We start from the raw sequence: 20,416 nt of genomic DNA, 5'->3' as shown, positions 1-20,416 counted from the left end.
ATGACGGAGATCACGGAGAACACCGAGGCGGCCGACAGCGGCCAGGCGCGAACGTACGTCCTGCAGATGCCAGCCGGAATGGCACTGCGTAACGAGAACGACCGCGGGCACTGGGGCACCCTGTCACGGAAGACGAAGGCCCTGCGCCGGACCGCGTACTGGCAGACCAAGGCCGCGAAGATCCCCGCCATGCAGAAGGCGTCCGTCGTAGGCGTGTACGAGCCGCCGACCCCGCATCCGCGGCGTGACCCCGCCAACTGGTATCCGAGCTTCAAAGCCGTCGTCGACGGGATGATCGACGCGGGCATGCTGCCCGATGACAACAGCGAACGCCTCGAAGGCCCGGATATGCGAATTGGTGACGTTCACCCGAAGGGGCGGCTCGTGCTGTACGTGACGGACCTCAGCGACACCGTGGCGGCGCCGGACGACAGCAACGTGTGATCGTAACGATAGCCATTCGGATAAATAGCCTGTAATATCAGACCATGAGCCCCAGATGGGGCCTCGCCTCCGGCTTTGGGAGGAGACTCACCAGGAAGGTCGCCCCACCGCCATGTCCGAGACCTCTACGCTACAGGCCACTGCTGACCGGGTGCGAGCAGCGCACCGGCGCGCCGTCAAACTCTGGAACGAAGACCGCCGGGCAGCGATCCACAAGCGCAATCTTGCCGGCATCGTCCTCGTACGCCGGTACGAGGCCGACCCGGCGGAGACGTGGGACAAGATGGACGTGTCTGCCATCTCGGGCGATCAGGAGATCCTCCCCGGGGCCCCGGTTGACGACACCCTCCCGGCGATGAGCAAGGCCCAGGCCGAGCAGCTTGTTGACCAGCACACCGAGACGCTGCGCACCATTCTCGAGCAGCACGCGAAAGCCCTGGACGAGCGCCGCGACGGCGTCAGCAAGATGCTCCTCGGTCAGGTTGGGGACAGGCCCCTCGCTCCCGCTGAGATCGCGAAGTTGACCGGACTCACCCAGCAGCAGGTTGCCGCTGACTTGAAGGCGCGCCGGCGCTCGCCGCAGGGACTTGCCGAGATGCTGGGCGTGCAGACCAGCGATGTGGAGCACGTGATCGCGCAGGCGCGTGCCGAGGGAATGGAGCTGCCCGACCACGCCGCCGACCTGTTCGACGCCGCCGCGTTCAGGAGTTGGTGGGAAGAGCACCGATTCGGGTGGCTGCCCGCGTACACCCTGGCCGAGACGATCGAGGTGTCGCGGGAGGACATGGAGCCGGCCGTCGCCGTCGCGGAGGAGGCCGGCGCGCTCCCCGGAGACGCAGACCTGCCTGAGCACGACGAGGTCGAGCACGTACGCGCGCTCGACCCGTCCGCATTCCGCACCTGGTGGACGGCTCGGATCATGGCCATCGCGGAGGAGATCGGAGACCTGCCCGAGCACGAAGGAGCCGGGGAGGAGCGCCGATTCGAGCCGGGCGCGTTCCGCACCTGGTGGACGGCCCGCATGCGGGAACAGGCCGACATCGCCGAAGGATGGGCCGGCGTGACCGCGCTCGCCTACCACTTCCGCGTCCCGCTCATGCCCCTGCTGCAGGTGCTGTCGTCGGTGAAGAACACACGCTCGCTGCCCGAGCACCGGCAGAGCAGCCGCGGCCGCCGCGCGTACAAGGTGGACACCTTCCACCAGTGGATGATCAAGCGCGGCCGCCTGCCAGCCAACGACATGCAGGAACGGACGCTGGGAGAGCTGGCCGAGCAGCTTGGCGAGGCTGAGCACATCGTGCGGGGATGGGTCCGGGAGGCGGAGGAGCGCGGTATCGAGCTGCCCCGTCACCGGCAGGGCCCACGGTGGCGGCTGTACGACCAGCAGGCGTTCGTGGCCTGGTGGGAGGAGAGCCGGGCGCGGACTCGCAACAGCGAGCTGGCATCGGCGGCAGAGATGGCCCGCCTGCTCGAGGTCCCCGAGGCGGACATGGTGGCGGGCCTGGCGGCCGCGGACGAGCACGGCCTCGTGCTGCCCCCGCACGTCGAGCACGACGGCGAGCGCATGTTCGAGGTGGCGGCTTACCGGTCGTGGTGGCCGGCATGGCAGGCCGCCCTTGCTGCCGGCGAGCTGCGCTTCGCCGCGGTGGCCGAGCTCGCCGGGGAGCTCGGCCTACCACGGGAGAAGGTGAAGAGGCAGATCAAGAACGCGCTGGAGAGGAAGAAAGCGGTGCTTCCGCCGCACCGGGTGTCCGACCGCGGACACCGGCTGTTCGAGGTGACGGCCTACCGGGCGATGAGAGCCGACATGGACTCCTGACCGGTCCGGCCATAAGGGGCTCCGGCGCGATCGACAATCGCGCCGGGGCCCATTTCTCGTTTGCGGGCCGACCTGGTTGGACGTTAGCCGAGCTTCGTCCAACCATGCCCCCGTGATCTCGGGGGCGGGACAGCGGGTGGTCGGTGCTGGGCGGGGACGGCGCCGATGCTGACGCCTGCCCAGGCCCCGGCCGGGGACAAGAAGTCGCTGATCGCTCGCAGGATGTTCACCGACCTGATGGAGCTGAGGCCGGACGAGCGGCGCCTGGTCTTGTGGGATCTCACTCCGGATGACGCTCGGCACGTCTACGCCGCGGCGTACGAGGTGGCCGGCAGCAGTTACGCGTTGTGGGTCGACGACCCGATCGGGTTCTGTGAGCAGGTCCTGGGCAGCGTGGCGTGGTCGGTGCCGCGGAAGTTCATGCAGGCGCTCGTGGACCACAAGCTCGTCGCGGTGCCCTCGTGCTTCGGGTCGAGCAAGACCTTCAGTTGCGGCCAGCTCGTGCTCTGGCATTCCCTCGTGCACCCGGTCGGCACCGGCGTCACCGTCACTCTTGCGCCGCTGTGGCGCCAGGTGACCCACCAGCTCTGGCGAGAGGTCCGGGCCGCGCACACCCGCGGCAACTTGCCGGGTGAGATTGACACCGCGCAGTACAAGCTGCCCGACGAGGCCGGGCTGATGACCCGGGTCGCCTATGGGATCGCTGCCGCCCCGTACAACGAGGCGGCAGTGCAGGGTATTCACGGTCAGCACTTGCTCCTGGTCGTCGAGGAAGCGGGCGGTATTGCTCACACCATCGGGCGCAACCTGTCCGGTCTGATGGTCGGCGAAGACAGCAGGATGATCGCTATCGGGAACCCGCCGACTGATGAGCCCAGCACATGGTTCGAGGGGCTGTGCAAGGACCAGGACGTGGCGACCATCCCGATCAGCGCCTGGGACACCCCCAATCTGACGGGTGAGCGGTTTGGCACCTGCCAGTCGTGCCCGGGCGCGAAGCATTCGCCGGCCGTCCACATGGTCGACCGCGCGTGGATCGAGCGGACGATCCGCGTTCACGGCGCCCGGTCGAACTACGTCCGAGCCAAGGTGCTGGCGAAATTCCCCAAGGGTGTCGCGAACGCCACCATCCCGAGCGACTGGGTGGAGCTCGCCGTCGAGCAGGAGGAACCCGAGACCGGGATCCGGCTGTGCGACCTCGGCCTGCCCGATGAGACGGCCGAGTGGAAGGTCCACCCCGGCGCGTGGGTCAGATTGGGCGTCGACGTCGCCGCAGGCGGAGGTGACGAGTTGGCCATCTCCCGTATCGTCGGTGATTTGATCACGATCGAGCACGCGAGCAGTGGGCCGGAGAACGGCGACCCCGTCAAGGTCTCCGGGATCATCTTGGAGCACATCCGCCGCGCCGAGGCCCTCGCCAAGCGGCTTGGCACGAAGGCGCGCGTCCGGGTGAAGATCGACGCGCTCGGCTGGGGCTGGGGGCCCGCGGGGCAAATTAAGGCGTGGGGGGAGGAAGGCGTTCATGGCGCCGAGATCGTGCCGGTGATCGTGTCGGAGTCCACGGGTCGCGAGCCGGACGAGGAGTCGATGAGGCCTTGGAGGAAGAGGGATGAGATGTGGCTGGCGGGCCGGTGGTTGGTGCGGCCGGACGACCGCAATCGGTCCCGGGTCCGGCTGCGTGTGGACGAGCTGACACAAGTGCAGCTCTCGGCGCCGAAACTGAGTATGAACTCAAATGGTTGGTCCGTCGTGGAGAGCAAAGAATCCATGAAGAAGCGCGGCTTGTCCTCACCGGACCGCGGCGAGGCGGTTCTCCTGGCTCCTTACGAACCGGCAGTGGACGACGACGCAGCGCGACTCCTTGTGTAGGTTTACCGACCATCCGAAATTGTTACCTTTGGTGAATTTCCACAGTGGAAAAACGTATGCACCGGAAGGTGCTTTACCGGACACGCAGTGATCGTTAGTTTGGCTGACCGGCCCCTGACAAGGCCATACACGCTTCCCGCCGCTATCGAGCACTCTGGTCGCACCGCTCCCCGCGTGCACCGGATCCGCCGGCCCGTAACGGGTTGACACTCCGGTCAACACGCAGGCGCCTCCGCGGCTGGCGTGCACCCGCCTCAGAGGGGGAGGAGATGCATGCCCGATTTCCCGCCAGGTCACGTGTGGTACTACGCGGTCTGGCTGCCAGCGCTGTCAGTAGCGCATGTTCACGCCGTTCACCAGAATCCTTGCCTCGTGCTGCCCGAGGAGTATCGCGAAACGATCGACTGGGGGCTTGGGATTGTGATGCAGATTCAGACTCACGTCTGCATCAAATGCCGTCGGCCGTACGGCATGGTCGTATTCGAGGAATGCGTGGCCGACTCCAATCCCGCGTTCTTACGCGGCGGCAAGAGCGATCGGAAGCTGAGGGGCATACCTGAGGCCAGCAAGAGCGCGGCCGGGATCGCGGCGCAGCAGGGCGACCTTGACGCTAGTGCGGCCGTCGAGCGCATCGAGCAGGGCCTGCCGGTCGCGCCGCTTCCGAGGCCGCCATCTCTGGGCCGGGCCGACGGCGACATCGATGCCGCCGTGCTGGCAGGGCTTGGCCACGAGTGGGTCTACGAGCTGTGGCTTCCCGCGCCGTCGCCTGCACACGCTCGCATCGCGCATCAGACGCCGTTCGTCACACTTCCCGACGACTACGAGGGCACGCCGGGCTGGGACGACGACCGGGATGAGCTGGCCGTGATGGAGATCGATGTCGTTGCGATCCGCTGCCGGACGTGTGGGGTGTTCTACCCGCCCGACTCCGGAACGGCGGAGCCCTGCACCAGCAAGCCCGGCAAGCGCCACCTAGCGCCGCCGGCGCTGCCACGCGAGGACATAGCGCTCATGCAGGCATCACGCATCTCCGGGCTGTCGTAGCGCTCAGGACGTAAACACGCTAGGCCCCTACCGTGCCCGTCAGCCAGACCACCGCTGGCGGGCAAGGGAGGGGCCTTTCTCGTGAACGACGACATCTACCGGCAGCGGCTGACCGGTCGGCAACTGCGCGACCTGATCGGCGGGACGTTCATGGTGCTCGGCGCCGTGCTGACGTGCCTGGCCGCGTTCATGATCCACCCGGCCGCGGGCTTCGCCGTCGTGGGCGCGTGGCTGCTCGGCGCCGGATGGCTGCTGGCCTCCTCCCCCGCCAGCGTCGGCGACGAGCGCGAGGGAGGCCGGTAAGTGGCACGCCGCCGCGCACTGTTCCCGAGCCTGCGCGGGCTGATGGAACGCAAGGGATGGGGCACATGGGCCGCGCCCACCGCGTACTGGACGCCCACCAGCGACGCCATGCGCCGCGCCTGGCCCGTCGAAAGAGCCGTCGCTGAGGGGTACGAGAAGACGGTCTGGGTGTTCAAAAGCGTGGACGCGATCGCGAGCCACCAGGCCCGGCTGGACTTCCAGCTCCGCGACGGCGACGACGTCGTGGACGATCACCCGCTGGTGCACCTGCTCAACGACGGCCGCGCGAACCCGCTCGAGACTGGGCGGGAGTTCCGCGAGCGCCTCTCAGCCCAGGTCCTGTTGTCGCCGGCGGGTGCGTTCGTGGAGGTCACCAACTCCAACCGGGGGACGCCGATCCGGCTGGATCTCTTGCCGCCGGGCCGTACCCGGCCGGTGCCGGGCAAAGGCGCTGACCTGCTCGACCGCTTCGAAACGATCGCGCCGGACGGCCGCCGCGTCGGCATCGACCCCGAGCGAGTCCGATGGTTCCGCAAGGTTCACCCGCTGGACCCATTCCGGGGCATGACACCCCTCGAGGCCGCTGGCTTGAGCGTGGATCTCGATTACCTCAGCCGCCTGTACAACGTGGTGTTCCTGCGGAACGACGGCCGCCCCGCGACCGTCGTCGGGGTCGAGGGGCGCCTATCGCAGCCGGAGGCCGACCGGATCGAGGCCCGATTCGGCAGGGGCCCGCTCGAGGCCGGCAAGGTCAGCGTGATCAACGGCAAGATCAGCGTGCAGGACCTGGGCGCCAACCCGAGGGACATGTCGTACGGGGAGGCCTCGGCCCGGGCGAAAGAAGAGGTGCTGGCAGCGTTCGGCGTCGGCGAGACCGTGTTGGGCCAGGCTTCCGGCCGCACGTACGACAACGCCGACGCCGAATTGTTCCAGTTCTGGACGATCACGATGCCGCCCCACTTGTCGATCATCGCGTCGGGGTTCGACCAGGACTCCGACGACGGGCTTGTCGGGGAGTTCGACGTGAGCGGCGTGGAGGCGCTGCGCCGGGTGGCGGCAGCGCGCCGGGCCGAGGCGCGCGAGGAGGCCGCGGCCGGGTTGATCTCGCTGGATGAGTACCGGGTGCGGGCCGACTACGAGGAGATCGATCTCCCGCATACGCGGGCGCTGTACGTGGCCCAGGGCAAGACTCCGATCCCGACAAAGGAAGAGGATGCGATCGCGCTCGGCCTGGCCAGCCCCGAGCCCGACCCTGCCGCCGGCGGCGAGCAGCCCGGCGAGCAGGTGCCGCCAGAGCCCGGTGAGGACGAGCCGACCGCGATGGGCGAGGAAGCGGACAGCGGGGAGACGCCGCCGCCGAACTCGGGCGGCCAGGCAGACGCCGGTGCCGCGCTGGCGCGGCTGCAGGGACTCCTCGACGAGCGCCAGACCAAGGAGCTGCCGCTGGCCGAACCCGTGCCGGCGGCGGTCCCGTTCATTCCACGGTCGGCGTTGCCCACAGCGGTCGTCGAGGCGGTGCCCGATCCCATCGACCAGCTCGAGACCGACCTCGCGCAAGCCCTCACGCAGCTCTCGCGGCGCCTGATCGAACGCACGGTCGCCCGCGCCGCGAGCCCGAAACTACGCAAGGGGACCAGGCACTGGGAGCCGGAGTTCGAGGTCGATACGCGGGTTGGTGACGCGCCGCTGGACGTGGCCCGCATCGTGGACCCCGCCCAGTGGCATGAAGAGGCGGCCACCGCGCTCGCCCCTGTCGCCGATGGCGGCGCGGCCGCGGCCGCCGAGGCGCTGGCCGCTACGGTCGGCGCGACCGCGGCGCCGCCGGCCGTGGCCTCCGAGGTCGTGGCGTGGCTCGCCCAGGGAATCGCCCACTCCGCGGCTCAGTTGGCCACGTGGATCCGCACCACCGACGCGATGGGCGCCGACATGGGTGCCATCACCGGCGGCATTCGGGCCACCCTGCCCGGGCACGAGAAGTGGGCGGTCGGCGCCGCCACGGCGGCCGCCGGCGCCATCACCCACGCCGCGGAGACCGCAGCCGCGCTCGAGCTCGCCGGCAAGACCGGGCTCGCCGTCGCGACCTGGCACGCCGGCGACGACCAGATGGAGCGACACACCCACCGGGCGGTCGCGGGGCAGAGCCAGCCCGCCGGCGGCGCGTTCCCGGTCGGCGACCACCTGCTGCGCTGGCCACGTGATCTGGCCGCGTCGTTCGAGGAGGCGGGCGGATGCCGGTGCCGGCTGCGCTGGCTGATCCTGCCCGGCCTGTGATCGGGCTGCACCGGCGCGGCCGCTGGCACCGCCCCCGCTGGGTGACAACGGAACAGATCGGCCGCGTACGTGTCCAGCGGTGCGAGGTGTGCGGCCGCGGCCGGGTCCGCCTCGGGTAGCGAAACACCCGGCCAGGACGTAAACGGGTGAAACCTGCACCATGCCGCCTCGACACCAGGGGTGAGCGAAGCGGGGGCGCAGGGTGACCATCACGGCCAATGTGGAGACCAAGGCGCGCCGCGCCGTCTGGAACACCGACGATCATCCGAGAGACCGGCGCGGCCGATGGATCGAGACCGGCGCCGAGGTCCGGGTGTGGGGCGGCGGCCGCGGCACCGTGGTGCGCAACGTCGGCGGCGGCCGCCTCGAGGTCCGCCTCGCGGACGGGTCGCTGCAGCGCGTCCACCGCAACTACCTCACCGTCGAGCGCAGCCCCGGCGGCAAGGCGCCCACCGGCCGGGCGGACGCGCGCCCGGCGCCGCAGAAGGTGGAGCGTCCCAGCCGCGCCGCCACCGACTACACCCCCGACGGCAAGGACACCCGCACCCCGGTGCAGGAGCTGCGAGAGCGGGACGCCGCGCTCGTCTACGGCCAGGACGCCGACGGCAACGACGTGGCCCGTATCGGGTTCGTCGTCTCCCACGGGCCCGGCGAAGACGGCGAGTACGTCGTACGGCTGGAGAGCGCGAACGGCACCGAGGACATCCACACCAGCCCCGACGACCGCGCCCGCGTGCTACCGACCGAGGACCTGCAGCAGCTCGTCGACGCCATCAACCGCGGCGACGCCGACGAGCGCGCCCGCAACCTTCTGGACAACGCGCTCAGGTTCGACGACAACGAATCCGAGCAGACCACCCGGCCGCCCGCGGCGGAGAACCTGAACTGGGTGGACGGCGACGAGATCGCCGCGGCGATCGCCCCGTTCGACGACAACGCGGCCGACCGGCTGCGCGGCCTGTTCGCCGACATGAGCGCCACCCAGAACCGCGAGGACGCCGAACGCGCGTGGGGCGACATCGACGCGGCACTGGAAGACCTGGAGGAGAGCCAGGCCGCCGCCGGCAGTGAGGACGTGGCCACCGCGATCGCCACCCTGCGGCTGCGGCTGGACAACCGGCTCGCCAGCTCGGGCCTGACCAAGCCCGCCCGCGACGACGCCCGCCAGGACGACGGAGACACCAGCGCAGGCGACACCGCCAGCGGCGAGGCGTCCGCGGGCCCTCGGAAGGGCGACAGGGTACGGCTGGCCAACGGCGCCGAGGGCACCGTCGCGGACACCGGCGATGACGGCGCGCTCGTCGTCGAGCTGGACGGGTCCGGCAGCCGGGTGAACACCAACGCCTCCGCCGTAACGCGCCTCGAACCGGCGCCGGACAACGACGGCAGTGGCGACGGCGCCGAACGCGAACAACCCGAGCCCCAGCCGAACCCGGAGCCGGAGCGGGACGCAGGCGACAGCACCCCCGCCGGCGCGACGTGGCCGGACGGCGGCCTGGCCGACGTGGACGCCGCCCGCGCGTATCTGCGCGGCCGGCCCGCCGACGCGATGCCCGTACGGAAGGTAGACGGGCAGGGCCTCATCCGCTCCGACAGCGCGACACCGGCGTTCCGCCCGGACACCGACGAGTCGTACACGGCCCGCGTCGAGGACACCTACCGCGGGCTCGCCGCCATGGCCGACGACCCCGACCTGTGGGTCACCCCCGGCGGCAAGCTCGTGGTGTACCGCGGAGACCCCGACCCGGAGGTGGACGACTGGCGGGTCAACATCGCCCGGATCGGCCGCGGCCTGCCGCCGTTCACCGCCGACCTCGACAAGGAAGAGGCGCGGTCGCTCGCCACGGCGTGGGAAGCCGGCATGGTCGCTGGCGACGGCACGACGCCGTGGGAGCTCGTCAGCGCCCGCGACATCCTCGACTGGCGCTCCAACGAGGGCTACACCTTCACCACCCAGCTCAGCATCCTGACCGCGCGGTGGCGGCGTCAACACGGCCTTGACCCCGACCCGACCGGCGCCACGGAGTGGTCGGCCGCGAAGGAGGACCTGCGCCGGGCCGGGCTGCACGACCAGACCGGCCGGCCCGCCGACGACCCGTACAACCGGGAGCTGCCCACCGTCGAGGACCTCGCCGCCCGCTACCGGGCGCTGCGCACAGGCGGCCTGCATAACCTCGCCACCAACCTGGCCTCGCGCAGCCGCAACCGGCGGTGGGAGTCCGACGGCAACCGCGACACGTGGAAGCCGCACCAGGACGCCGTCCGGCAGGTCCTCTCCGAGCACGAGCAGGCGGCCGAGCGGTCCCGGCAGGCGTCAGCGAAGTACAAGGCGGGCGACGTTGACGGCGCGTTGGCCGACCTCGACGAGGCCGCCCGGCTCGCGCCGAACGCCCGCGACTGGGCGGCGATCCGCGCCAAGGTGGCCGCCGGCCGCGCGGGCAGCGAGACCAGCGGAGACGGGGAGAAACCGAACCCGAAGCCCAAGCCGGTGCGTCGGCCGCCCCGCAAGCCCAAGCCGCAGCCGCGCCCGGCGCCGGGCCCGCTCCGGGAGGGCGCGTTCGCCAGCCTCGACGAGGCGCGCGTGCACCTGCGCCAGATGGCCGCCGACCCTGAGACGGCGGCCGAACGCCGCGGGTTCCTGGAGAAGTTCGCCGAGGACCCGTCGCTCAAGCTGACTGGCGAGGGCGGGCTCCTGCTCGCCAAGACCAACCAGCGCGAGTGGTACATCACCCACGCCCGCAGCGGTCTGCTGCTGCCGGGCGCGGACTCCGAGTGGGGCGGCGCCAAACCGGCCGCCGAGCTGGCCGCCCGGTACGAGGCGATCGTCGGCGCCGACGGTGAGCAGATCAACTGGGCCGACCCCGACCTGCCGAAGTGGCTGCCGTCGTGGCGGTCCGACCGCGGGGAGAACATCGCCGCGGCGATCCTTCGGGTGAAGGGCGAGTGGGACGCCACCAATGGCAAGGACACTCTGGCCGCGCGCGAGCACATGAAACGCGCCATCGACCCGAACCGCGGCGAGGCGCCCGAGGGTAAGGCGTACGCCGACCAGATCCAGGCCGGGATGACCGTGTACTTCTCGGATGCGCGCTCCTCGGGCCTGGTGAGCAAGGTCGAGGACCAGGGCGACGGCGGCTTTCTGCTGCACTTCGAGAACCGGCCTCCGTTCCGCGCCGACCGCAACGAGCTGCTCGAGCTCGCGCCCGACGCCCGCGTGTATGACGCCGCAGGCAACCGGCGCGGCGTGACCACGCTGGCCAGCTTCCTGCGCACGGGCGACTGGGTGGAGTACGTCGAAACCGACCCGAACGTCCTGCGCGAGTACGGGCTGACGGACCGGCCCTTCGGCGTGCTGATCCGGGGCAGCGCCGCCGGCGACGGCGACCCGCCGCGCCGGCCGGATCTGCGGCAGGTGACCGTCCACGACCGCGGCACCGGGCGGGAGATCGCCCTGACCCGCAGCCCGAGCGGGCCCGTGACGCTGCCGCGCAAGGTGGTGCGGCTGGACGGGCCGCCCGACAACGCGCCGATCGGGCCGGTCCTCGACGAGGACACCGACGCGCGAGGGTTCATCCGCGGCTCCACCGAGCAGGTGACGCGCGGCGACGAGATCGAGGCCCAGGCCACCACCGCGTCCGCCTCGTCCGCCGACCGCTACGGCAGCGTGGTCAACTCCTACAACCTGCTGGCCGACGACGGGCAGCCGGTCCCGGACGGAACCCCGATCATCGTGCGCGGCATGGTGGCCGCCAACGAGGGCTACGTCATCCACAAGCGCGGCGATGATCTCCGGCTGGCATCCGCGACCTGGCACACCCCCGACGGGTCCAGGTCCGGGACGTTCCGCAGCGACGGGTACGGCGGTGGAGGCGTGCTGCTGACCGTGCGCGGCCCGGTCTACCGCCGCTCCACCGCCGCCACCGACCGGCCCGAAGAGGAGCAGATCAGCACAGCCGGCCGCGCCGACCGCGCCGCCGGCGTCTTCCGGCTCAACCCCGTGGCCGCCGGCGAAGCGGCCAAGCACGACCCTGACCCCGGCCGGGTGGCCTCGCTTGGCGCCGAGCTCGACGGCGCCGACCCGGCAGACCTCGACCGGTTCGCCACCACCGCTTGGTTGGCGCTGCGCGACCTGCAGCCCGGGGAGGGCCGCGACCTGGCGGCCCGGCTGGTCGTCCTCGACCTCGAGGCGCGCCGGCGCGGCTACCTCGGGCCGAGCCGTGAGTACCTCGACGGCCGCGACCGCGTCATCCGGCTGCAGGGCGAGGAGTACGCCGACAACATCGTGCAGGGCTTGTCGGACGAGCAGCTTCGCGGCGTCACCGACGGGCTGCTGGCGATGCGCGACCGCGACGGCGAGGACCCGCCGATGCTGGCCCGCGCACTGTCCGAGACACAGCGGCGCCGCACTCAGCGGCCGGTCCAGGACATGAGCCGCGATGACATCCAGGCCGCTCTCGCCGACGTGGACCCCGGGTTCGGCGAGCAGACCGGGCGGCTGCGCGCGCTGCTCGACAACCCCGACTCCCGCACCGAGGATGTGGAAGCGGCTTGGGCAGAGCTGGACGACGCCGTCACCGCGCGGATCGCCCAGCTCGACGCCGACGGCGACAGCGGCGCCGGCGAATGGTTGCAGTCCGCTCACTACGAGCTGGGCGACTGGATGCGCGAAGCCGACCACCGGCCCACCACCAGCGAGCAGCGTGAGCGGCGCGCCAACCTGCCGAACCTGTCGGACGCCGAGCTGATCAAGCTCAGTCAGGGAACGTCCACGTGGCGGGACCCGGACCTCGCCGAGGACCTCGTGGCGGAGCTGGCCCGGCGCGGCTACGACTCCGAGGGCGACCCGCTGCCCGGCTCCCGGACCGGGTTCGTCAACCCCGTCCAGCCGAGCGAGGACCTCGAGGGCCGCTTGGTCGTGCACAACGACACCACCGGCCGCCTCCTGGTCGGCAAGCTCACCCGCGACGGCGACACCTGGAAGATCACCCACCGCGAGCGAGACCGCGAGACCAGCACCCCGCTCGTCGGCGAACGCTGGGTGGACGCCCCCTCCCCCGGCGATGAGCGGCTGGCCGACCTCGAACCCGGCGACTACAGCACGCCCGAGCTCGACGGCGAGATCAACCGGCTCGGCGAACAGCTGCGCGTCCGCTGGGACGCCGGCGAACGCCCCGGCAGCGGGGAGTTCGACGAGCTGCAGGCCCGGCACCGCCGCCTGGCCGCCGAGTGGGAGCAGCGGCCCGACCGCGACCAGACCCGCGACGAGCCCACTGATCTGGGCGAGGGGCTGTTCGATGACGCCGGCAACGTCAACCCCGCCGCCGAGGCCGACAAGCCCGCCCTCGACCCGGCCACGAACGGCGGCTACGTACGCGCCTGGCAGGTCCAGGTGGGCGACAGCGTGTTCCCCGGCGGCCGCGAACGCGACTCGGCGCCGGAGCTGGTCGACGCCATCACCGACAACGACGACGGCACCCGCACCTTGCACCTGCATACCGGGCAAACCCTCACCGTCACCCGCAACCACGCCGTCGTCCGCGGCGGCGACCTGATCGCCCGCGACGGCGCCGGCGAACGCTACGGCGTCACCACACAGGCCGCTGGCCTGCGCGAGGGCGACTGGGTCGAGCTCACCACGAGCGACCGCGAGCAGCTCCTGCAGGTGCGCCAGAACGGCCGCGTCGCCGAAGGGGTGATCGTGCGCGGCCGCGTCGCCGCCACCCCCACCGAGGGCGGCGGCCGGGTCCGGCTCGAGCAGGTCACCGTGCACGACACCCGCACCGGCGACCAGATCGGCACCGCCGGTGGGTTCGAGCTCGGGCAGCGGTCCCGGCCCGTACGGCTCGACACCCTGCCCACCGACGGGCCCGCACACGGGCGTACGGGGCAGCCGGTGCCGGACGGCGGCCGCTGGGGCGTCCCCGGCGAGGCGAGCATCGGCAGCCAGGTCGCGATCCCGCTGCGCGGCGACCATCCTGCGCTCGCCAAGCTCGGGCTCGGCCCGGCCGACCGGGTGACCGTGCACGGCCGCGTACGCGACCACAACGCCGTCAACCAGGGGTGGGGCGGTCATGATCTCTTGCTGGACGGCGGCCGGTGGGAGAGCGTTGACGGCCGCAGCGGGGACCTTCCCGCGGGCTGGCTGCGGCTGCCGGCGGACGCCGGCCTCTACCACGCCGCCGGCACGCCGGACCCGTCATGGGAGCGGCCGGCCGTGGACGAGATTGCCGTTGGGGATCGGCTCCCCGAGGGCGACGTGGAGCAGGTGACCCGCGCGGGCGAGTTCGTGTTCCTGACCGTGCGCGACGGCGACGACCGGCGGACGACGATCGCCACCCGCACTGGGGAGAGTGTCAACCGGCTCGCCGCCGGCGGCGGGCAGGCGCCCGCCCCCGTCACCATCACCCCGGTTCCGTCCACCACGCTCAAGTCCGGCGACCGGGTGCTCATGCAGGAGCGCGGCGGCCCGCACGCGCCGGCCACGGTCACCAACATCACCGACGAATCGGACGGCCGGTGGGTGACCGTCCGCTACGACGACGGCCGCACCGACCTGTTCCGGGCCCGCGACGACCGGGAGATGCGCCGCCTCGACGGCCCCGACTCCCGCGTCGAGGACGACACCACCGGCGACGACGGGCAGCCGCCGGAGCCGCCCCGCCCGGACCCGCTCCCCCGCGACGTCCCGGCCGCGCGGCCGGTGCTCTACACCTACCAGCGGCAGAACCTCGTCGCGCTCGGCCTCGACACCAGCGAGGACGACACGGTGCGCGAGGCCGCGCTCCGGCTCCGGCACCGGATGCCGCTGTCGGCCGACCAGGCGGACGCGCTGGCCAACGCCGTACGCGCGGCCGCCGACGATCCCGCGGTCAAGCCCGCCCGCCGGCGCGCCCTGCAGCGCGCCGCGCACCGCCTGGCCGCCGCCGGCGCCGAGGCGCGCGGCCTGCCCGCACCCGAGCCGCCAGAGAACCGGGCCGCACCGGAACGCACCCGCGCCGCCAACCTCACCCCCGGCGACACCATCGCCGTGCCCGGGCCGGACGGCCAGCCCCAGCTCGTCACCGTCCGGACGGCGCGCACGATGATGCGCGGCCGCCTGGTCGAGGTCGAGATCGAACACGACGACGGCAGCCGCGAAACCCGCGTCATCACCGGCCGCACCGATCTGTGGCTGCTGCCGGACCTGCCCGACGACAAGCCCGACCCGGGCCCGGGCGGGCGCGAGCACATCCACCCCAGCCAGCTCCGCGCCGGCGACCGCATCCAACTCGACGGCGACGACCTCGAGGTGGTGTCGGCGGAGTACGACTGGTACAACCGCACCGGGCGTGCCCAGGTGCGCGACGCGGACGGCAACACCTGGGGGGAAGAGTTCTACGACTGGGAGGCCCGGCCGAGCGTCATCCGCAGCGGCCGCGGCCCGGCGTCGGCCGACCAGGCGTGGGACGGGTTGCTGCCCGACGAGGACCCGGCCGAGATCGGCCCGGACGAGGTGCGCGTCGGCGATCTGGTCCGTACGGACAGCATCGGCGGCTACCCCGTCACGGGCAACGTGGAGGCGATCACCCCGATTGTCGGTGACGACGGCGCCGTCACCGGACAGGCGCTGTGGCTGCGGGAGCTGAACGGGCAGATCACCGCCACGAGCGTCAACACCGGCGGCACGCTGACGAGGCTGTCGGACGCCGACACCACCTACGCCCGCCACATCCTGGCCGCCCAGCAACGTCAGGAGAGGGACAAGCGCGCCCGCACGATCAGCGACCAGTTCATGCAGTCAGCCCGCGACGCCTACAAGGAGTACTCGCAGGACGTCGGCGGGATCAGCGTCGGCGACACGCTCGAGTCCATCATCGACCGGATCGAGGCCGCGCACCGCAAGCGGATCGCCAACCCCGCGCTCCAGGACCTGGTGCGCGCCGGCCGTATCACCAACGCCCTCGAGGTTTCCGACCAGGCGCAGGGCCAGGCCAAGGAGCGGCTGCTGCAGGTGTTCGCCGACCTGCACACCGCCGCCAAGGACCGCATAATTGAGTCGCTGCGACAGGCCACCCCAACCGGGGCGGAGACCGAGCGGAGGGCCTGGCGGCGAGTCCTGGACCAGCACTACACCGACCCGCCCACGGACCGGAACCTGTTCCGGACGGCGTCCACCACGCTCGCCGAACTCCGCGACAGCCTCGGCGGCCGCGGACGCGACGACAGCAACGGCGGCGGCGAGCTGAGCGTCCCCGGCGTGGAGGAGACCGGGACCGATCTGGCCGCGCGCATGGACGCGTACCGGACCGCGCTAGGCGGCGGGGAGGCATTCGGCAAGCGGCGGCTGCAGCGGTCGATCTTCAAACCGACCACGTTCGCCGACCTGGAAGCCGGCCGCGTCCCCGACATCGAGCAGGTCGACGCGTTCGTACGCGACGAGGCCGCCGACGGCGGACCCGGCGAGCACGCCATGGCGCACCTGGCGCTCGTGCGGGCCGCCGGCCGCGAGCTGGACGACCGCTTCCAGGCCAGGCGCGCCGCGATCCTCGGGCCGCTCGACCAGGAAGAAAAGGACCTGAAGCGGGAGCTGGCGGAGCTGGAGGAGAAGATCCGCGAGCACAAGCGCACGTTCGACGCCGCGGTGAAGGAGGAGATGAAGGCGATCCTGCGCGCCCACGGGTTCAGCTCGCTGACCGCGCTCAAGCGGGCCATCACCCAGGCCCGCAAGAACGGCAACGAGGCCGAGGCCCTCCGGCTGCGCAGGCTCGTGCAGCGGATCGATGGGGACGCCAACGACGCCGCCAGGACGCGGATCGGCTGGTACAGCGATGGCGGCCGCACCCACCGGGTCCGCGCCCGGCTGGCACTGATCCGCAAGGACCTCGGCCAGGCCGACCGCGACGCCGCAATCGAGCTGCTGCGCGAGATCAGGCCGGACGGGGTGGGCGGCGTCCGCATCGGGTGGAAGAACCCGGCCACCGGCCAGCCGTACACCGACCGCAGCTCGCTACTGCAGGCGATGCGGTTCGCCGAGGACGCCTACCCCACCCAGTGGCTGGAGGCGTTCCGCGACCGCGGCGGCCGCCAGGGCTGGTCACTGGAGAAGGTCGCACGCGGCCACTACAACGACTATTACCGGCGGATCGCGCTGTCAGAGCAGTCGGAGCGGACCCGCGACGGCGGCACGCTCGGCAACGTCGCCGTCCACGAGATGGGGCACGGCATGGAGCGGGCCGTGCCCGGCCTGTGGGAGGCTCAATGGGCGCTGCTGTGGTCGCGAACCTCGACCGGTGAGATCGGCTCCCGTCAGCGGGAGCAGCTCACCGAGATCTACAAGGGCACCAAAGAGACGGGCTACAAGGACGACTTCCCCGAGCACTACACCGGCAAGGAATACAACGACGGCAAGCACTTCGAGGTGTTCACCACCACGGTGGAAAGCCTCCTCGGCGGCTCGTCCTACCTCGACGACGACCTGCGGCACTGGCTGCTCGGCGTGATGGCCATCCTGTAGCCGGCGGAACGATCGCCCAGAGCGGGACGTTCTCCTCCGTGAAGGGAGGCGACCCGCTCTGGGCGCAACGCCCACACCAACCCATGAGGGAGACACCTGTGATCGAGGTATCCGGATACACCCGCGACGGGATCGCCTACCAGCTCCGCCACGACCCGGCCGACGACACCGGCCGCACGCTGACCGGCAGCCCCGACGTGCTCGCACTGCTGGAGTTCAACCGCGGCGAGGAACTGTCGGCCACGCCGACCGGGCCGACCATGCCGCTCGACCCGGACGACGCCAGCTCCGTGCTGTGCGCGCTGTACGCGCTCACCGACGTCACCAACGTGGCCGGGGACGTGCCCGACCTGTTCGGCGGCGCGCCCGAGGGCAGCGTCCACTAGCGCTGCCAGCCGTGCGGGACGTAAGCCGCGAATCTGGCCATCATGCCCAGCGTGAACAAGCAGGTGGCATGGTGGCAGATCGGGCTCATGCTCGGCATCCTGTGCGGCATCCTCGCCGCGGCGGTCATCATCGAGGCGCTCGGCCTGGACGACAAGCCCGACGTGGTGCTGGCACCCGACCGCTCCCGCCCCCTGCTGGCCGCTCCAACCAGGGGGAACAACCGATGACGCTTCACGCCGCCGACGGCACCCAACTGACCAAGGCCACGGCCGCCACCAAGGTGACGGCCGTGCCCGTGACCGACCCGGTGGTCCAGGTGACCGAGGACCTCGCGGAGGGCTTCTGCCCGGACGGCACGGCGTTCCCGCCTATCGGGCGCCGCCGCAAGTTCCGGGCCGGCGAGCTGATCCGCCAGTCGCAGCTCGACGCCATGTTCCCCGCCGCGGAGATCACCAGCGTCAGCCCGGCGACCGGCGCGGTTGCCGGCGGAACCGCCATCACGCTCAAGGGTAAGAACTTCACGCCCGGCACCACCGTGTCCGTGGGCGGCAGCAACGCCACCGCCGTCACGGTCGTCGACGCCACCACCATCCGGTGCACCACGCCGGCCCACGCTGCTGGCGCGGTCGCCGTGGCGGTCACGACCGACGCAGGCACCGCCACGAAGAACACCGCTTTCACCTACGCCTGACCCTGGCGGCATCCGACGGCCCCGCACAGAGCACCTGGGCGGGGCCTCGTCACGCGCAGGGACGTAAAGACGGCTGCCTGGCATCCTCCGCTCGACCGTTCGGGGGAGGCTCGCTGTGACCGTGAAATCGTCCGCGCCGGCGCTGGAATACAAGGCGGCCGCGTCAGTAACCGGCATCACCACTGGCGACGAGGGCGTCGTCGAGGCGCTGGTGTCCATCACCGGCATCGTGGACAACGTCGGCGACGTGATCGTCCCGGGCGCCTACCGGCGCACGCTCGCGCTGCGGCGGCCGAAGGGGATCTTCTCCCACAAGACCGACGTCTGGGTCGCCCGGACCGAGGCGATCGAGGAGCTGCTGCCCGGCGACCCCCGGCTGCCGCAGTTCACCAAGACCGGCCAGCCGTGGCCGGCCGACGCCGGCGCGCTATGGGTGCGGGCCCGGTTCAACCTCGCCACCCCGCACGGCCAGTCCGCCTACGAGGACGTCAAGTTCTTCAGCGCGTCGAACGAGTGCGAATGGAGCATCGGCTACACCATCCCGGACGGCGGCGCGAAGAAGCGCGGCGGCGTTCGCTACATCTCCGACCTCGACTTGTGGGAGTACAGCCAGGTGCTTTTCGGCGCAGCCTCGCTGTCGTCCACGCTGTCGGTCAAGGCCGACCGCCCCGCCGCCCCGGCCGACGGGGTGCTGGAAGAGGAGGAGACCGGGTGGGGTGAGGAGTGGGCCGACCTGGCGGCCGACGCCGCCGCCGAGGCCTCCGGCAATCCCACGGAAGCGCCGCCGGCGCTGACGGACGATGAGGTCGACGACGGCCAGGACGACGAGGACGACGAGCCGGGCGAGCCGCAGTCCATGGTCGCTCTGATGATCCCCGTCGACCAGGCGGAGCAGCTCGCCGTCCCTGGCGGGCTGGACCTGGCCGAGCTGCACATCACGCTCGTCTACCTCGGTGCCGGCGTCCCCGACGAGACGCTGGAGATGGCCCGGGCCGCCGTGCAGGCCGTGGCCGCCAGCGGCGTCCCGCTGCAGGGCAGGATCGGCGGAATCGGAGCGTTCCCCGAGGGCGACGACGGCGTGCCCATCTACATCCCGGTGGACGTGCCCGGCCTGGAGGTGCTGCGCCAGCGCGTGGCCGACGCGCTCACCGCGGCGGGCGTCCCGTACGCGACGACGCACGGCTACACCCCACACGTCACCCTGCGGTATGCCGAGCCCGGGGAGGCGCTCCCCGCCCCGTACGCGCCGGTCGACGTGTCGTTCGGCGACGTCGTCGTTGCGGTGGAGGACGAGCTGGAGGCATTCCCGCTCGGCGCTGGCGGGGACGAGCAGCCCGTTGCACCGGCTGAGGAGCCCGCACCACAGGCGCCGACGAGCGCGGCCGCGGAAGAGAAGACGCTGCCCGAGAACGCCGCACTGGTCGCCGGCGACGGCTGGGAGGTCAAGGCCGGAAAAGTGCTGTCGGACGCGAACGCGCGCAAGCTGCGCACCGCGGCCAGCATCCTGCGCGAGGTGCTCGCTGCCGCCGGCATCGGCATGGACGACGAGCCCGCCAAGCCGCGGGTCAACGAGGACGAGCAGCTTCCGCCGCCGCCGTCGATCATGCCCGACAGCACGGCGCCCAGCGCCATGCCGAACGATCTTAAGGAACAGCCCGCCGCCGGTGAGGAGTTGCGGGAGGAGATCAGCCCGTCGGAGATCAAGGCGGCGCAGGACCTCCTTGCCGCCGCGGCGGTGGTGCTGGCGTGAAGCTGATGCTCAAGAGGCTGCGCGAGCGAGGCCGGCTGATCAGGCGACTACAGCGGGAGCTGGCCGCGGCCAAACGGGAGAATGACGAGGCGTGGGAGCACGCCATCGAGCTGAGCCGGGAGCTGAGCAACGTGCGCGAGCACAGCCATCGGCTCGAGACACGCCTACGCGGGCTGGACGCCGACCGGCTGGTTGCGGAGAACGCCGACCTGCAGGCGGAGGTGACCCGGCTGCGCGCGGCGCGGCCGGGCGTCGCCCGTGAGGAGTTCCTGCGCGAGCGGGAGACCAACGCCCGGCTGGAGCAGCGGCTGGCCGACATGCAGGCGGGCCGCGTCGCCCTGTGAC

At 71.6% G+C, this 20,416-nt stretch carries 12 protein-coding genes; all 12 read left to right on the top strand.

All coding sequences use genetic code 11. The annotated features are described in order from the left end of the window. The 12 genes from ACIHFD_RS49485 (at position 1) to ACIHFD_RS49430 (ending at position 20,415) form a co-directional block, all read left to right on the top strand. Positions 1-444, top strand: a complete 444-nt coding sequence (locus ACIHFD_RS49485; protein WP_397372814.1) for a hypothetical protein — start codon at positions 1-3, stop codon at positions 442-444. A 112-nt stretch (positions 445-556) separates the two neighbouring features. After that, on the top strand, positions 557-2,263 hold the full coding sequence (locus ACIHFD_RS49480; RefSeq protein ID WP_397372813.1) for a hypothetical protein: 1,707 nt from the start codon (positions 557-559) through the stop codon (positions 2,261-2,263). A gap of 165 nt (positions 2,264-2,428) precedes the next feature. Further along, positions 2,429-4,132 carry a hypothetical protein gene (locus ACIHFD_RS49475; protein WP_397372812.1) on the top strand — a complete coding sequence of 568 codons (1,704 nt, stop codon included), beginning with the start codon at positions 2,429-2,431 and terminating at the stop codon, positions 4,130-4,132. A gap of 273 nt (positions 4,133-4,405) precedes the next feature. Next, positions 4,406-5,176: a hypothetical protein gene (locus ACIHFD_RS49470; protein WP_397372811.1), complete on the top strand. Its 771-nt coding sequence runs from the start codon at positions 4,406-4,408 to the stop codon at positions 5,174-5,176. 81 nt (positions 5,177-5,257) lie between these two features. Continuing rightward, positions 5,258-5,479 carry a hypothetical protein gene (locus ACIHFD_RS49465; RefSeq protein WP_397372810.1) on the top strand — a complete coding sequence of 74 codons (222 nt, stop codon included), beginning with the start codon at positions 5,258-5,260 and terminating at the stop codon, positions 5,477-5,479. After that, entirely contained in the window at positions 5,480-7,750 is a 2,271-nt protein-coding gene (locus tag ACIHFD_RS49460) for a phage portal protein (RefSeq protein WP_397372809.1), read from the top strand. A gap of 202 nt (positions 7,751-7,952) precedes the next feature. After that, positions 7,953-17,243 carry a hypothetical protein gene (locus ACIHFD_RS49455; RefSeq protein WP_397372808.1) on the top strand — a complete coding sequence of 3,097 codons (9,291 nt, stop codon included), beginning with the start codon at positions 7,953-7,955 and terminating at the stop codon, positions 17,241-17,243. Between the two features lie 98 nt (positions 17,244-17,341). Beyond that, entirely contained in the window at positions 17,342-17,629 is a 288-nt protein-coding gene (locus ACIHFD_RS49450) for a hypothetical protein (RefSeq protein WP_397372807.1), read from the top strand. A 51-nt stretch (positions 17,630-17,680) separates the two neighbouring features. Beyond that, entirely contained in the window at positions 17,681-17,857 is a 177-nt protein-coding gene (locus ACIHFD_RS49445) for a hypothetical protein (RefSeq protein ID WP_397372806.1), read from the top strand. Further along, a complete protein-coding gene (locus ACIHFD_RS49440; RefSeq protein ID WP_397372805.1) occupies positions 17,854-18,321 on the top strand; it encodes an IPT/TIG domain-containing protein in 468 nt (155 codons plus the stop codon). The genes ACIHFD_RS49445 and ACIHFD_RS49440 overlap by 4 nt, the downstream gene beginning before the upstream one ends. Positions 18,322-18,436: 115 nt before the next feature. Then, positions 18,437-20,071: a 2'-5' RNA ligase family protein gene (locus ACIHFD_RS49435; RefSeq protein ID WP_397372804.1), complete on the top strand. Its 1,635-nt coding sequence runs from the start codon at positions 18,437-18,439 to the stop codon at positions 20,069-20,071. Then, the gene (locus ACIHFD_RS49430; protein ID WP_397372803.1) at positions 20,068-20,415 is read left to right on the top strand and encodes a hypothetical protein; all 348 of its coding nucleotides are present in this window, start codon (positions 20,068-20,070) and stop codon (positions 20,413-20,415) included. Before ACIHFD_RS49435 ends, ACIHFD_RS49430 begins: the two co-directional genes overlap by 4 nt. Position 20,416: the final 1 nt, after the last annotated feature.

The sequence above is a fragment of the Nonomuraea sp. NPDC051941 genome, assembly GCF_044593615.1.
The sequence above is the reverse complement of the archived record's forward strand: the minus strand, read 5'-3'. Positions and strand labels throughout refer to the sequence as shown.